This window comes from Hydrogenophaga sp. GW456-12-10-14-TSB4 (assembly GCF_059424305.1).
Genome location: NZ_JBWKZH010000098.1, coordinates 1 through 15,621, shown reverse-complemented (window position 1 = coordinate 15,621; position 15,621 = coordinate 1). Strand labels below are relative to the sequence as shown.

10 protein-coding genes and 1 pseudogene are annotated in these 15,621 nt (G+C 68.2%); 6 read left to right on the top strand and 5 right to left on the bottom strand.

Annotated features, from left to right (window positions below):
- The first annotated feature begins 116 nt into the window (after positions 1–116).
- Positions 117–1,001, top strand: coding sequence for an alpha/beta hydrolase (locus tag AC07ZS_RS28020; protein WP_494801714.1), 885 nt, complete (start codon positions 117–119; stop codon positions 999–1,001).
- Between the two features lie 297 nt (positions 1,002–1,298).
- On the opposite strand, the gene AC07ZS_RS28015 is transcribed toward AC07ZS_RS28020, so the two are convergent.
- The gene (locus AC07ZS_RS28015) at positions 1,299–2,276 is read right to left on the bottom strand and encodes a GMP reductase (protein ID WP_382159653.1); all 978 of its coding nucleotides are present in this window, start codon (positions 2,274–2,276) and stop codon (positions 1,299–1,301) included.
- A 229-nt stretch (positions 2,277–2,505) separates the two neighbouring features.
- On the opposite strand from AC07ZS_RS28015, the gene AC07ZS_RS28010 reads away from it, so the two are divergent.
- Positions 2,506–4,926, top strand: a complete 2,421-nt coding sequence (locus AC07ZS_RS28010; RefSeq protein WP_494801713.1) for a UvrD-helicase domain-containing protein — start codon at positions 2,506–2,508, stop codon at positions 4,924–4,926.
- Between the two features lie 10 nt (positions 4,927–4,936).
- On the opposite strand, the gene AC07ZS_RS28005 is transcribed toward AC07ZS_RS28010, so the two are convergent.
- Positions 4,937–7,087 (bottom strand): PhoX family protein, encoded by a 2,151-nt coding sequence (locus tag AC07ZS_RS28005; RefSeq protein WP_494801712.1) that lies wholly within the window; start codon positions 7,085–7,087, stop codon positions 4,937–4,939.
- A 64-nt stretch (positions 7,088–7,151) separates the two neighbouring features.
- On the opposite strand from AC07ZS_RS28005, the pseudogene arsC reads away from it, so the two are divergent.
- Positions 7,152–7,508 (top strand): annotated as a pseudogene (gene arsC / locus AC07ZS_RS28000) (arsenate reductase (glutaredoxin)); the annotation flags it as partial.
- 9 nt (positions 7,509–7,517) lie between these two features.
- Here the strand turns inward: arsC and asd are convergent.
- Positions 7,518–8,414, bottom strand: coding sequence for an archaetidylserine decarboxylase (asd, locus tag AC07ZS_RS27995; RefSeq protein ID WP_494801711.1), 897 nt, complete (start codon positions 8,412–8,414; stop codon positions 7,518–7,520).
- 61 nt (positions 8,415–8,475) lie between these two features.
- Between asd and AC07ZS_RS27990 the strand changes: the two genes are divergently transcribed.
- On the top strand, positions 8,476–10,122 hold the full coding sequence (locus AC07ZS_RS27990) for an aminotransferase class III-fold pyridoxal phosphate-dependent enzyme (RefSeq protein WP_494801710.1): 1,647 nt from the start codon (positions 8,476–8,478) through the stop codon (positions 10,120–10,122).
- Positions 10,123–10,126: 4 nt separating this feature from the next.
- On the opposite strand, the gene AC07ZS_RS27985 is transcribed toward AC07ZS_RS27990, so the two are convergent.
- Positions 10,127–10,732 (bottom strand): DUF962 domain-containing protein, encoded by a 606-nt coding sequence (locus tag AC07ZS_RS27985; RefSeq protein WP_494801709.1) that lies wholly within the window; start codon positions 10,730–10,732, stop codon positions 10,127–10,129.
- Positions 10,733–10,856: 124 nt separating this feature from the next.
- On the opposite strand from AC07ZS_RS27985, the gene AC07ZS_RS27980 reads away from it, so the two are divergent.
- Together AC07ZS_RS27980 and AC07ZS_RS27975 are read left to right on the top strand one after the other, a co-directional pair.
- Positions 10,857–12,095 carry a glycosyltransferase family 4 protein gene (locus AC07ZS_RS27980; RefSeq protein WP_494801708.1) on the top strand — a complete coding sequence of 413 codons (1,239 nt, stop codon included), beginning with the start codon at positions 10,857–10,859 and terminating at the stop codon, positions 12,093–12,095.
- A 116-nt stretch (positions 12,096–12,211) separates the two neighbouring features.
- Positions 12,212–14,464 carry a PhoX family protein gene (locus tag AC07ZS_RS27975; RefSeq protein WP_494801707.1) on the top strand — a complete coding sequence of 751 codons (2,253 nt, stop codon included), beginning with the start codon at positions 12,212–12,214 and terminating at the stop codon, positions 14,462–14,464.
- A gap of 54 nt (positions 14,465–14,518) precedes the next feature.
- On the opposite strand, the gene AC07ZS_RS27970 is transcribed toward AC07ZS_RS27975, so the two are convergent.
- The coding region (locus tag AC07ZS_RS27970) for a DUF418 domain-containing protein (RefSeq protein WP_494801706.1) at positions 14,519–15,621 on the bottom strand (1,103 nt) is incomplete at its 5' end.

The window sequence follows — 15,621 nt, the reverse complement described above, 5'->3', positions numbered from 1 at the left end:
GGGTGGGGGCGTCGGTGTTCACGGTGAAGTCTGTGTTGGGGGATGTGGGCAGGATACGTGCCCGGCATGGCAATGGGTCACAGCATGCCGCAAAACCCCATGACACAATGCGCGCGATGAAGACCACAGCCTCCTACGACGCCGACTGGCTCGAGCGCGAGTACAACAACCGGGCCCGGGTGCCCGAACACCCGGTGCATTTCGAGCGCTGGGCGCGCGACTCGGCGGCGGCACGGCAAGGGGGGCGCGCCTTGATCGACGTGAGCTACGGCCACGCGGCGGGCGAGACGCTGGACATCTTCCCCGCACCGCGCCAGGCGGGCAAGCCGCCGGCGCCGGTGCTGGTGTTCATTCACGGGGGCTGGTGGCGCAGCCTGGACAAGGCGGATCACTCTTTCATCGCACCACCGTTCGTGCAGCGCGGGGCCTGTGTGGTGGTGCCGAACTACGCGCTGTGCCCGGCGGTGACGATTCCCGAGATCACCCTGCAGATGGTCCGTGCGCTGGCCTGGGTGTACCGCCACATCGGGGCGCATGGCGGGGACCCGCACCGGATCACGGTGGTGGGGCATTCGGCGGGCGGCCATCTGGCGGCGATGATGCTGGCGTGCGACTGGTCGCTGGTGGGGGACGATTTGCCGCTGGCCTTGGTGAAGAACGCGCTGGGCATGTCGGGTCTGTACGACCTGGAGCCGGTGATGCACACGCCGTCGGTGCAGGCGTCTTTGCGCTTGTCGGCGGAGCAGGTGGCCAAGGCCAGTCCGGCGCGCCTGCCTGCGCCGTTGGTGCGCGAGGGGCGGGGTGAATTGACGGCCATGGTGGGGGCGCTGGAGAGCGGCGAGTTCCTGCGCCACAACCGGTTGATCCAGTCCGCGTGGGGTGAGCGGGTGGTGCCTGTTTGTGAGGAGCTTCCCGGTCTCAATCACTTCAGCATCGTGGATGCACTGGCCGACCCTCGGCAGCGGTTGCATCAGGCGGTGCGGTCGCTTCTTTCTGTTTGATTTTTCTCCGGCTGCAGCGGTCCTCGGAGAACGGGGTGGCCGGCTCCGCTCATGTCCTCCGAACCGGCTTCGCCGGTTCTCCCCCTTTACTTCGCTGCGCCGGCCACCCCGCTCGCCGAGGACCTCGTGGTACTCGGTCCGTGGGCGCACCAGTGCTGCTTCAGCTCAGGAGTGCTGGGCGTTCTGCGCAGCGGGGTAAAGGAGGAGGCGGCACCAGCCGCCGGGGGACACCCGCGGAGCAGAGCGCCCAGCACTCCTGAGCCCGCGAGGTCGTAGCGAGAAACGCCCCGAAAGAGATCACATCAAGAGGTGCTCACCCGCGTTGTCCCCACCCAGGATCACATAGTTGACCTTGCGGACATCCATCAGCTTGGTGCCACCGGCATAGCTGATCGAGCTTTGCACGTCCTGCTCCATCTCCACCAGCGTGTCCGCCAGCGAGCCTTTGATTGGCTCCAGGATGCGCTTGCCTTCCACGTGCTTGTACTCGCCCTTGTTGAAATCGCTGGCCGAGCCGTAGTACTCCTTGTAGCGCACCCCGTCCTCTTCCACCGTCAGGCCCGGCGATTCCTCATGGCCCGCGAACAGCGAGCCGATCATCACCATCGAGGCGCCGAAACGGATGCTCTTGGCGATGTCGCCATGGCTGCGGATGCCGCCGTCGGCAATGATGGGCTTGGTTGCCACGCGCGCGCACCACTTCAGCGCCGACAACTGCCAGCCGCCCGTGCCGAAACCCGTCTTCAGCTTGGTGATGCACACCTTGCCCGGGCCCACGCCCACCTTGGTCGCGTCCGCACCCCAGTTCTCCAGATCGATCACCGCCTCCGGCGTAGCCACGTTGCCCGCGATCACGAAGGACGCTGGCAGCTTCTCCTTCAGATAACGGATCATGTTCTTCACGCTGTCGGCATGGCCGTGCGCGATGTCGATCGTGATGTACTCCGGCACCAGGCCCTCGGCCACCAGCCGGTCCACCGTCGCGTAGTCGGGCGCCTTTACACCCAGCGAAATCGAGGCGAACACGCCCTCGGCGCGCATGTCGCGCACGAACTGCACGTTGTCCAGGTCGAAACGGTGCATCACGTAGAAATAGCCGTTCTTCGCCAACCAGGTGCAGATCGGCACGTCCACCACCGTCTTCATGTTGGCCGGCACCACCGGCAGGCGGAACTTGCGCCCACCCAGCTCCACGCCGGCGTCGCATTCCGAACGGCTCTCCACGCGGCACTTGCGCGGCAAAAGCAGGACGTTGTCGTAGTCGAAGATTTCCATTTGAAACCAAGCTCCAGAAAGCTGTTGTTGAACAGGTGAGCGCTTGGTCTGGCCGGTTTCTCTGGCAAAGGGCCAAAAAAAACCGGGCGCAAGAAGCTTGGGCCCGGTGCCCGATTGTAGACGCCCCGCACAACCGGGGTCGCCTCGCCGGTGAAGCCCTTTTGTTATGAGGTGTATATGAATGCCGATATGGGCCGCCGGAGGGCGGGCCGCTTCCTACAATCGACCCATGCTGTTTGAAGACCCCGTTGCCCCCTCCGCCTCCCCGCTGCTCGCGGGCCTCAATGCCGAGCAGTCGGCCGCCGTGCTGCTGCCGGCCGAGCACGCGCTCATCCTGGCCGGGGCGGGCTCGGGCAAGACGCGGGTGCTCACCACCCGCATCGCCTGGCTGCTGCAGAGCGGCCAGGTCTCGCCCGGGGGCATCCTGGCCGTGACCTTCACCAACAAGGCCGCCAAGGAAATGATGACGCGCCTCTCGGCCATGCTGCCCATCAACGTGCGCGGCATGTGGATCGGCACCTTCCACGGCCTGTGCAACCGCTTCCTGCGCGCCCACCACAAGCTGGCCAACCTGCCAGCCACCTTCCAGATCCTGGACACGCAGGACCAGCTCTCGGCCATCAAGCGGCTGTGCAAGCAGTTCAATGTGGACGACGAGCGCTACCCGCCCAAGCAGATCCAGTACTTCATCAGCGGCTGCAAGGAAGACGGCCAGCGCCCGCACGACGTGCCCGCGCGCGACGAGGAAACCCGCAAGAAGCTGGAGCTGTACGCGCTCTACGAGGAACAGTGCCAGCGCGAAGGCGTGGTGGACTTCGGCGAGCTCATGCTGCGCAGCTACGAGGTGCTGCGCGACAACGACCCGGTGCGCGAGCACTACCAGCGGCGCTTCCGCCACATCCTGATCGACGAGTTCCAGGACACCAACCGCCTGCAGTACGCCTGGATCAAGATGTTCAGCGCGCCGCCGCTCGAAGGCCTCACGCCCTCGGGCAACGCGGTCTTTGCCGTGGGCGACGACGACCAGAGCATCTACGCTTTCCGGGGCGCGCGCGTGGGCAACATGGCTGACTTCGTGCGCGAGTTCGGTGTGCGCCACCAGATCAAGCTGGAGCAGAACTACCGCAGCGTGAGCAACATCCTGGATTCCGCCAACCAGCTGATCAGCCACAACACCCACCGCCTGGGCAAGAACCTGCGCACCGACGCGGGCGCGGGCGAGCCGGTGCGCGTGTTCGAGGCCACCAGCGACTTCGCCGAGGCGCAGTGGATGGTGGACGAGATGAAGCAGCTCGCGCGCGAGGGCATCCCGCGCAGCGAGATGGCCGTGCTCTACCGCAGCAACGCCCAGAGCCGGGTGGTGGAGACCGCCCTGTTCAACGCCGCGTTGCCGTACCGCGTGTACGGCGGCCTGCGCTTCTTCGAGCGCGCGGAAATCAAGCATGCGCTGGCCTACCTGCGGCTGCTGGAGAACGCGCACGACGACACCAGCTTCCTGCGCGTGGTGAACTTCCCGCCGCGCGGCATCGGCGCGCGCAGCATCGAACAGCTGCAGGACGTGGCCCGCACCTCGGGCTGTTCGCTGCACGATGCGGTGAGCGCCGTCACGGGCCGCGCCGGTGTCGCCGTGGGCAACTTCGCGGCCAAGATCGATGTGATGCGCGAGCAGACCGAAGGCCGCACGCTGCGCGAGATCATCGAGCTGGTGCTGGCCCACAGCGGCCTGATCGAGCACTACCGGGGCGAGCGCGAAGGGCAGGACCGGGTGGAAAACCTGGAGGAACTGGTGAACGCGGCCGAGAGCTTCGTGAGCATCGAAGGCTTCGGCCGCGATGCCGTGGCCCTGCCGGTGGACGAGCTGGGCAAGCCCCTCACGCAAAGCCCGGTGAGCCAGGGGCTGGACCCGAACCTGCCGGTGGTGGACGAACCCCTGGCGCCGGATGCCGAGACCGGCGAGACGCTCAGCCCCCTGGCGGCCTTCCTCACGCACGCCGCGCTGGAGTCCGGCGACAACCAGGCCCAGGCCGGGCAGGACGCGGTGCAGCTCATGACGGTGCACGCGGCCAAGGGCCTGGAGTTCGACTGCGTGTTCATCACTGGCATGGAAGAGGGCCTGTTCCCGCACGAGAACTCCATGAGCGACCGCGACGGCCTGGAGGAAGAGCGCCGCCTGATGTACGTGGCGATCACGCGCGCGCGCAAGCGCCTGTACCTCAGCCATTCGCAGACGCGCATGCTGCACGGCCAGACGCGCTACAACATGAAAAGCCGCTTCTTCGACGAGCTGCCCGAGGAATGCCTCAAGTGGCTCACGCCGCCGCAGCCGGCGTGGTCCGCGCCCATGGGCGGCGGTGGTGGGCAGTGGCAGAACGGGCGGCGCGGCTTCGGCGGCGCGCCTGCCGCGCTGCAGCCCTCGTGGTCACCGGGCTTCAAGGAGCGCGGCGACCCCAAGGGCCTGGGTCAGACCGCGCCCGAACCCGACCGCGGCACCGAGATCCGCGCTGGCCTGGCCGTGTTCCATAACAAGTTCGGCGAGGGCAAGGTGCTGGCGGTGGAGGGCGCGGGCGACGACGCACGCGCCCAGGTGAACTTCACGCGCCACGGCACGAAGTGGCTGGCCTTGAGCGTGGCCAAGCTCACGCCGATCTGAACGTCTCCGTTCAGGTGCCGACCACGCCGCCGTCGTTCTTCGTGATGACGATGGTGGCGGAGCGAGGGCGCTTGCCCGCGCCGTAGCCCGCGCTCGAAGGCCACTGGCTCTCAAACTTCGTGGGGTCGTTCACGTCGGCCATCTTGGTGTTCTCGCCCGCGTGCTGGATGTTCACGAAGATCGCGCGGCCGTCGGGCGTTTCGGTGATGCCGGTGATCTCCGCGCCTTTCGGACCGACCAGGAAACGTTTGAGCGTGGCCGGGGTCTGTGCCTTGCCCACGTGCGTGGTCACTTGCCGGTCGCCATGGGTCAGCGTCTTGCGCGTGCCGTCGCCCCGCTGGCCGGGCAGGGCGGCGAGCAGCATGCAGTTGGTCTTGTCGGTGTAGGCGCCGTCGTCGGTCTGGATCCAGCACACGCCGGTGGCCTTGCTGAACACCAGGCCGTCGGGCGAAGAGAGGTCGTTCTCGTCGCTCAGGTTGGAGAGGTTGATGGTCGACTTGTCGGCATCCGCCTCGGCGGCGAAGAGGTAGATGTCCCACTGGAAGGCCGCGTCCGCCGGGGCCTTCTCGGCCAGGCGCACGATGTGGCCGTTCACGTTGCCCTTCTGTTCCTTGCCGGCTTTCAGGTCGGTGTAGGCGCGCGGGTTCGCGGCATCGGCCGTGGCCGGGGTGCGGTTGCTGTTGTTGGTGAGGGTGATGTAGACCTCGCCGTTCTTGGGGTTCACGCCGGCCCACTCGGGGCGGTCCATCTTGGTCGCGCCCACGGCGTCGGCCGCCAGGCGGGTGAAGATGGCCACGTCGGCTTCGTTCTTGAACTCGAAGTAGGAGCTGCCGGCGATCACCGGGTTGTCCATGGACAGTTCCAGCCATTCGCCGCTGCCGTCGTCCTTGAAGCGGGCCACGAACAGCGTGCCCTTGTCGAGGTACTTGTCGCCCGCGGCCAGGCGGTTGGCCGGCTTGGCGTCGGCCGGGTCCCACTTGGCGGCCGAGACGAACTTGTAGATGTACTCGCCGCGCGAGTCGTCGCCCATGTAGGCCACCACCGGCTGGCCGGCGCTCACGCGCGCGAAGGTCGCGTTCTCGTGACCCAGGCGGCCCAGCGCGGTGCGCTTGCGCAGCACGCTCGTCGGGTTGTAGGGGTCGAGTTCGACGATGTAGCCGAAGGTGTTCATCTCGTTGCGGAAGTCGTCCTTGGCGCTGGCGCCCACGGCGCCGTTGTTCCAGCGCGTGTAGGTGTCGCTGGCGCCGCCGCTTTCCCAGCCGTGGCGGCTGGCCGCGCCAGCCTTGCGGCCGTAGCGGTTGAGGGCCTGCACCTGCTTGTCCTTCTTGCGCGCGTCGTCGTCCTTGGCGTCGCGGAAGAAGTAGCCGAACCAGTTCTCTTCGCCCGAGATGTAGGTGCCCCAGGGCGTGCGGCCGGTGCCGCAGTTGTTGAGCGTGCCGCGCGCCTGCGTGCCGTCGGCGCTGAAGCGGGTCACCAGGTGTTCGCTGCCGCGCGCCGGGCCGTGGATGGCCACGGCCGTCATGGTGGTGACGCGGCGGTTGAACGTCGAGGCCTGCTTCGTGGCCCAGGCCTTGCCGTCGGTCTGCACCTCGACCACGGACAGGCCGTGGATCATGAGTTCCTTGTCGATCTCGGCCGCCGGGCGGGGCAGGGTGGACGTGCCGCCGTTGGCGTGGATGAAGAAGGAGCTGAGCTTCTCATCGGTGGTGGCTTCGTGGTTCATGGCCAGCAGGCCGCGCGAAGCGAAGCTGTCCGAGGGCTGGCCGGCCGCGTCGAGGCCGAACCACTCGATGCCGTCGTGGTGGTCACCGGCGCGCTGGCCGAACTCGGCGTCGGTGCCGTCGTTTTTGAACGCGGGCGTGGCGGCGGTGAGCGGGTCGCCCAGCGCGTAGATGACGCGTGCGGTGTAGCCCGGGGGCACGGTCACCTGGTCGGCCATGGTCTTGGCTACCGGGGTGAAGCCCAGGGCATTGACCGGCGAGGCAGGGCCTGCGGTGGCGCAGCCACTCAGGGCCGCCGCGCCGCCCAGGGCGGCCGTGCCCGCTGTGCCCACGCCGCCGCGCAGCAGGCTGCGGCGGCTCAGGCGGGCTTTCAGCACGCTGTCGAAAGCGGGGTTGCTGCTGGTGTTGGAGTCTTCGTCGTTGAAGTGAGCGTGGGGCATGGTCGTAGGATGAGTGGGGTACCGGCGCATCATGTGCAAGCCGTGTGAAAATTCCGTGACAACCATGAACACCACTGCCATCACGATCTACCACAACCCCGCTTGCGGGACTTCGCGCAACACGCTCGCCCTGATCCGCGAGCGCGGCCATGAGCCGCAGGTCATCGAGTACCTCAAGACGCCGCCCAGCCGCGAAGCCTTGAAGCAGCTCGCGGCGGCCACGGGCGGCTCGGTGCGCCCCATCGTGCGCACCAAGGCCGCGCCTTACGAGGAGCTCGGTCTGGCCGACACGAAGTGGAGCGACGAGCAACTGCTCGACTTCATGGTGCAGCACCCCATCCTGCTGAACCGGCCCATCGTGGTCACGCCGCTTGGCACGCGCGTGTGCCGCCCGGCCGAGACCGTGCTGGAGATCCTGCCCCCGGCCTGATCAGCCGGTGGTTGCCACGCGCCGCAGCAGGGCTTCGCCCATGCGGATGCGGTGGCCCGTGTCCACACCCTCGCACAGGACGAAGCCCGGCGGCGTGAACACCAGGATGGTCGAGCCGTGCTCGAACCAGCCCATCTCGTCGCCCTTGCCGTAGCCCGCGTTGCAGGGCAGCTCGTGCGGCCCCCGGTATTGCGCGTTGAGCGCCACGTCCACCGCGCGCAGCCGCATGCTGGCGACCAGAATGGCGGCGACTGGCACCAGCAGCAAGGGCGTGCCGTCGGCCAGGCGCGCGTGCAGTGCGGCGCGCTCGTTCTTGCAGAACAGCCGCTCGATGCGTTGGAGCGCGATGGGGTTCACGTTCCAGGTGTCGCCGCTGTGGTAGGTCACGTGCTCCAGCGCCAGCGCGGCCGGTGCGTGGAAGCGGTGGTACATGCTGGAGGTGAGTCGCAAGGTGACATAGCTGCCGCCGCGCAGCGTGTCGATCATGGCGCGCGCGCGCGGATCGGGGCCCAGCAGGTCGGTGAGCGGGTACGGGAAGCCCTTGGCCTGGAACACCTGGGCGCCCGGGTCGTCGCCGATGCGCCCGCAGGCGCCGACGATGGCGTCGCTGGGGCTGGCCAGCACCTCGGGGCGCGGGTCGACCGGCCGCAGGCCGGGTTTGAGTTCGCGCACGAAGCAGTCGTGCAGGCTGTCGAAGGTGCTCTTCTTCGCCTCGCTCAGGTCGATGTCGGTGAAGGTGCGCCACACCGCCATGGAAGCGTCGCGCACCCAGGGGTGGCGGATGCGGCTGAACCAGCCCATGAAGCGCGTGAGCGCCGCGCGCGGCACGCGGTTGGTGAGCAGGAAGTTGATGTCTTCGTTGAGCGCGAGGCGCTGCAGCTGTCTTGAAAGATTCATACGTGCGTCATGTGGTCGACCTACAAACGACACACATCAACCGCTTGGGAGCGCTTGCCGCATGTCCTACCTTCCTTACGCCTTGCCCCTGGGTTCGCTGGTGCTGGCCCTGCCGTACCTGCGGCAGCGCCTGCAGCTTTCGCGGGCCAAACACCGCTCGCTGGCGGGCCATTCGCGCATGGCCAAGCGCCTGGCGACCTGGCTGCCTGGTTATGCCTACGACGAGGCGCATTTCTTTGATTGCGATGGCGCGCCGGGCGACGTCGCGAAGCTGCGCCGCGCCTCGTTCGACACGCTCGCTGCGGGCTTCGCCCAGCGCTACGAGAAGAGCCTGGCTTTGAGCGCCGAGGCGCGCGAAGGCCTGGCCGACCTGCAATTCACCGGCAGCTACCGCGTGCCCTTCCAGTTCAGCCCGATCGTGAGGGAGCGGCTCAAGGTGGGCGCTTTCGTGCAGTCTGCCGAAGGCAGCCACGTGACCGACCTGGACGGCAACCGCTTCATCGACCTCACCGGTTCCTACGGCGTGAACGTGTTCGGCGTGGACTTCTACAAGGCCTGCATGGCCGAGGGTGCGCGCATCGGCGAGTCGCTGGGCCCGGTGCTGGGGGCCTACCACCCCTGCGTGGCGGACAACATCGCACGCCTGCGAGCGATCTCGGGCCAGGACCAGGTGTCGTTCCACATGTCGGGCACCGAGGCGGTGATGCAGGCCGTGCGGCTGGCCCGCTACCACACGCGGCGCAAGAACCTGGTGCGCTTCTGCGGCGCGTACCACGGCTGGTGGGAGGACGTGCAGCCCGGCCCCGGCAACCCGATGCCGCCGCGTGAGACCTACACCCTGAAGGACATTGACGAGAAGAGCCTGCAGGTGCTGCGCACGCGGCGCGACATCGCCTGCGTGCTGGTCAACCCGCTGCAGGCCCTGCACCCGAACCGCAACGCGCCCGGCGACTCCACCCTGGTGGACGGCAGCCGCAGCGCGGGCTACGACCGCGCGGCCTACACCGCTTGGCTGAAACAACTGCGCGAGGTCTGCACCGAGCGCGGCATCGTGCTGATCTTCGACGAGGTGTTCCTGGGCTTTCGCCTCGCGCCCGGTGGCGCGCAGGAATACTTCGGTGTGCGCGCCGACCTCGTCACCTACGGCAAGACGCTGGCCGGGGGTTACCCCGTGGGCGTGGTCTGCGGCCGGGCCGATCTGATGAAGCGCTTCCGGCCCGAGCGCCCGGCCGACGTGTGCTTCGCGCGCGGCACCTTCAACGCGCACCCCTATGTGATGGGCGGCATGAACGCCTTCCTGCGCCGCCTGCAGGCGCCGGAGATCCAGGCCCTGTACGAGGACCAGGATGCGAAGTGGGATGCGCGCGCGAAGCGCTTCAACGACACCATGGCCGCCGAAGGTTTCCCGGTGCGCGCGGCGAACCTGCAGAGCATCTGGACGCTCACCTACACCGAGTCTGGCCGCTACCACTGGATGCTCCAGTACTTCCTGCGCTGGCACGGGCTGGCCTTGAGCTGGGTGGGCACGGGGCGGCTGATCTTCGGTTTGAACCTGCACGACGGCGACTTCGAGGAGGTGCTGCGGCGCTTCGTGGCCGCCGCGCGGGACATGCAGACCCAGGGTTGGTGGTGGCGCTCGCCGGAACTGACGCACAAGGCGATCCGGCGCCAGGTGCTGCGCGAGATGTGGCAGCACCTGGTGCGCTGAGGGCTCAGCTGCGCTGAGCGATGCCGGGGTCGATCAGCTGGCCGCGCATCAGGTACAGCGGGGCCTTGTGGTACAGCTTGATGTCGTGGAACGGGTCGGTCAGGATCTTGGTCATCCAGACCAGCCCGGTCTTCACGTCGGCGATGAAGAACAGGTGAATGGTGCGGAACAGCAGGCCGCCCACGCCGAGCGCGAGCCACAGCGCGCCCACCTGGCGGATGAACGACACACCGTCGGTGTGCGGCTCGAACAGGCCGAACACGCCGGGCGCGGCCCACACCAGCAGCGGCGTGCCGGCCCACAGAGCCATCAGCACCACCTTGCGGCGCAGGTTGTAGCCGACCTTGATCTCTTCCTTGTGTTCGTGCGTGGCCTGGTTCACGTGGTCGTAGCCCTTGGGCTCGAAGAAGAAGTGACCGGCCTGGCGGCTCGTCATGGCGATCAGCCAGGCGATCAGGGCGGAGAGCACGGGGTCGGTCCACAGCAGGGCATAGGCCACCACGAAGCTCATGGCGCTGATGAAGTGCAACGTCTGGTTGATGCGGCTGTGGTGGTAGTAGCGGTGGTCGTCCCAGCGCTGGACTTCAAGGGTCTTGAAAAAATCGTTCACGGTGGCTCCAGTGGGTTGCTAGGGGTGGCGTCAAACGCCTGTCATGTTGGGTCGGGCGTGTGAAAACCCGGTGACAGCCGCGCGCTGTCATCAGACTGTTGCATTGCCTCGGGAAGATCGCCGCATGACCGAAGTGCACTCAGATCAGATCCTGGTGGAGGAATACCCGGCCGGCAGCCCGTCGATGCGGCTGTCGGTGGTGACCGAGACCTGGCCGCCCGAGATCAACGGGGTGTCGCTCACGCTCTCCAAGCTGGTGCAGGGCCTGTGCGCGCGCAACCACCAGGTGCAGCTGATCCGGCCGCGCCAGACGCGGGCGGACGAGGCGCTGCGCCACACCGGTTTCGAGGAGGTGCTGATGCGCGGCATGCCGATCCCGCGCTACCCCGAGCTCAAGCTCGGCCTGCCGGGCAAGCGCGCGCTGATCCAGGCCTGGACGCTCAAGCGGCCCGACCTGGTGCACATCGCCACCGAAGGGCCGCTGGGCTGGTCGGCGCTGCAGGCCGCGCGCCGCCTGCGCCTGCCGGTCACTTCGGACTTCCGCACCAACTTCCATGCCTACAGCCAGCACTACGGCGTGGGCTGGCTGCGCAAACCCATCGTGGCTTACCTGCGCAAGTTCCACAACCTCACGCGGCTCACCATGGTGCCGACCCAGGCGCTGCGCGCCGAGCTCATGGCGGGCGGCTTCAACCACGTGCAGGTGGTGGCGCGCGGCGTGGACACGCAGCTGTTCCGGCCCGACCGCCGCAGCGACGCCTTGCGCGCAGCGTGGGGCGCCACGGCGGGCAGCCTGGTGCTGCTGGTGGTGGGCCGCCTGGCCGCCGAGAAGAACCTCGACATGGCGCTGCGCGCCTTCGAGGCCATGCGCGCGGCCCATCCCGATGTGAAGCTGGTCTTCGTGGGCGACGGGCCCTTGCGCGAGAGCCTGCGCCAGCGTTGCCCTCAGGCGGTGTTCGCCGGCATGCAGCGGCACCAGGAGCTGGCCGCGTACTACGCCTCGGCCGACCTGTTCCTGTTCCCCAGCCTCACCGAGACCTTCGGCAACGTGACCATCGAGGCTCTGGCCAGCGGCTTGCCGGTGCTGGCCTTCGACACCGCGGCGGCTGCCGACTGGGTGCGCCACGAGGGCAACGGCTGGCTGGTGCCGCCGGGCGACGACGAGGCCTACCCGGCCCTGGCCGCCCGCCTGGCGCGCGAGCCTGACGGCCTCGTGCAGGCCCGCACGCTGGCTTGCGCTCAGGTGGCGCAGCTCGACTGGCAGCAGATCGCGCTGCAGGTGGAGGCGCTGTTCCTTCAGACCCTGGGCACGCCAGCGGCGCCGGCCGTCGCTGCGCGCGGCCACACCTTGCCCGCGATGTGAAGGCTTGATGACAACGCGCATGCCGAAGCGCGTTGCTGGGTCATTGTGACCGTCACGGAAGGGTCATGCGGGACACAGACACTGCGGATGCTTTTTTTTGTAACCCCGGAGCGACCATGTCTCACCACGATCCCGAAGAAAACCTCAACGATTCCCCGAACGAACATTTCCAGCAGGTGCTCGAGCGCGCCACGCTGTCCCGCCGCAACCTGATCCGCGGTGGTGTGGGTCTGGCCGCTCTCTCGTCCATTCCGTTCCTGGCCGCTTGCGGTGGCGGCAGCGATGCGCCTGCACCGGTGCCCGGCCCCGTCACGCCGGGCGCGAAGGGCCTGGGCTTCGCGGCCATTGACAAGAGCCTGCTCGACGACGTGATCCTGCCCGCCGGCTACACCTACAAGGTGGTGCACGCCACCGGTGACCGCCTGGTTTCCAGCATCCCGGCGTACAGCAACCTAGGCACCGAGGCGGACGAGTGGACCATGCGCGTGGGCGACCACCACGACGGCATGGACCTGTTCTACGTCAACGGCAGCGGCAACTACTCGGCCACCGAGACGGCGCGCGCGCTGCTCGTGATGAACCACGAGAGCTCGGCCGATGCGCACTTCTTCCACCCCAATGGCCAGACCTCCGGCGGCGTGGCTGGCAAGAAGTTCAGCCAGTTCGACAGCTGGGACCTGGGCGTGCGCCCCGAGCTCGAAGTGCTCAAGGAAATCAACCACCACGGCGTGTCGGTGGTGGAACTGGGCAAGAACGGCGCGGGCCAGTGGGAATACAAGCTGGATTCGCTTTACAACCGCCGCGTCACCGGCCAGTCGCTGATGCGCATCGACGGCCCGACCGCGCACCTCGCCGATATCCGCAGCTTCATGGTGACGGCCTACGACACCAGCGGCGCCACCTCGCGCGGCACGCTCAACAACTGCGGCCACGGCAAGACGCCCTGGGGCACCTACCTGGCCTGTGAAGAAAACTGGGCGGCCTACTTCTTCATGCCCGGCGGCTCGGTGGACGTGGACGCCAAGACCAAGACCTCGCGCCAGCGCTACGGCGTGATGCGCGCGCCCAACGCAGGCGCCACCGCCGGTTCGCAAGGCTGGTCCAACACCGCCACGGCCGCCACCGACAACCGTTTCGGCCGCTGGGACGTGTCGGCGCCCGGCGCCACCGCCGCGCAGGACTTCCGCAACGAACCCAACACCTTCGGCTACATCGTCGAGATCGACCCGCTGACCAGCGGCACCTCCACCAAGCGCGTGGCCCTGGGCCGTTTCGCGCACGAGGCCGCGGTCTGCGGCCTCCCGGTGGTCGGCCAGCCGCTGGCCTTCTACATGGGCTGCGATTCGCGCAACGAGTACATCTACAAGTTCGTCTCCGCTGCCGTGTGGCGCGCGTCCGACGTGGGCGCTGGCCTGACCGCCGGTGACCGCTACCTCAACGAAGGCAAGCTGTACGTCGCGAAGTTCAGCGACACCGGCAGCGGTGAGTGGATCGAGCTCAACATCGCCAACCCGCTCATCAGCGGCTATGCCACCTACGTCTTCGCCAACCAGGCCGACGTGCTGATCAACGCACGCCACGCCGCCGATGCCGTGGGCGCGACCAAGATGGATCGCCCGGAGTGGGGCGCGGTGAACCCGGCCAATGGCGAGATCTACTTCACCATGACCAACAGCAACGCGGCCAGCCGCCCGGTGGCCGGCACCAACGGCCCGAACCCGCGCTCGTACGCCGACAACGACGGCCGTGCGCAGACCGGCAACCCCAATGGCCACATCGTGCGCTTCAAGGAAACCGCCGGCGTGTCCACGGCCACCACCTTCCGCTGGGACATCTTCCTGTTCGGTGCGGAATCCGACGCCGGCGCGGACATCAACCTCTCGGGCCTGACCGCGAAGAACGACTTCTCGTCGCCTGACGGGCTGTGGTTCAGCAAGGCCACCGGCATCTGCTGGATCCAGACCGACGACGGTGCTTATACCGACCAGAGCAACTGCATGCTGCTGGCCGCCATTCCGGGCGCGGTGGGCGACGGCGGCGAGATCACGGTGAACAACAGCCTGGGCGGCGTCTCGGGCACGCAGAACACCTTCATCGGCGCCGCGCTGGGGGAGGCCAAGCTGCGCCGCTTCATGGTTTCGCCCAAGGGCGCGGAAGTCACGGGCATCACCGAGTCGGCCGACGGCCGCGCGATCTTCGTGAACATCCAGCACCCGGGCGAGAACACGCCCGCGCTGGGTGCCGGCCCGTTCGCTTTCCAGAGCCAGTGGCCGGGCAACTCGCCCAGCGCCGCTTACGGCCCGCTGGGTCGCCCGCGCTCGGCGACCATCGTCATCACCCGCACCGACGGCGGCGTGATCGGCCTGTGACGCCTTCGGGTATCTGAAGAAAAAGCCCGGCAGCGCCGGGCTTTTTTTCGCCTGTCAGCGACGGCCCATCCACGCTTCCAGCGGCCACCGCCGGCGGCCGCTGAGGAGGGCTGCTACCAGGGCCAGCAGCCACAGGCCGAGGCAGCCCAGGACGGTCTGCAGCGTCGTGGGTGCCAGTGCCCACCCCGCGCCCGACAGCAGCACGAGGCACAGGGCGCTGTGACCCACATAGAGCGTGAGGGTGCGCTGCCCGAGCGGGGCGAGCCACGCGCACCAGCGCGCCCGGCCACCGTCGGACGCCAGGACCAGGGCCGCGAGGTAGCAGGCCGCCATGGGCAGCGAGATCAGGTCGCCCAGCGCCTCGGTCCAGAGGTCGATGTCCGTGGCGGGGTCATGGACCGCCCAGGCCCAGCCAGAGGCGATGCTCAGCGCGAGCAAGGGCGGGCCCGCCAGCCACAGCCCGCGCCGCCACAGCGGCCGCCAGCGGCGGTGGGTCAGCAGGCGCAGGCGTGCCGCAGCCACACCGGCCACCATGCACAGGTACATCACGGGCCCGCCGACGATCAGGGCCACGATCTGGATCGCCGCATAGAAACCGGCGTTGAGCCGGAGGAAGGCCCAGGCGCCCTGGGCGCTCGAGAGCGAGGGCGTGTCCGGTCTGGCCGGGCTCTCGGCCGCCATCAGGGTGAAGGCCAGCAGCACCAGCTTGGCCAGCACCGCCCAGGCCAGCGCCCGCCAGAGGTGGCGGCGCAACGCACCCCAGGGCATGTGCAGGCGGCTCAGCAACTGCCGGCCCACCAGCGCATAGAGCGTGAGGATGTCGCCGAAATAGAGGAACGCGCCGTGGAACACGCCCAGCGCCAGCAGGCGGCGCTGGCGCAGCTTGCCGCGCTGCAGGGCGTCGGGCCGAGGGCGGTTGCGGGCGGCGAGCCAGAGCGCCATGCCGAAGACGAAGGCCAGCGTGGTGTAGCCCTTGCCTTGCAGCGCGGCGGCCACGAAGCCCTGTGTCATTGAGGCCCAGGCGCTGTCGGGCGGGGTGCGAAAGCCCAGGGCCGGCCCCCAGGGCGCAGCCGCATAGCCGACGGCATTGACCACCAGCACGGCGATCAGGGCGAGGGCGCGCAGGGCGTCCGGCAGCGTCTCGCGGGGGCGTGGGA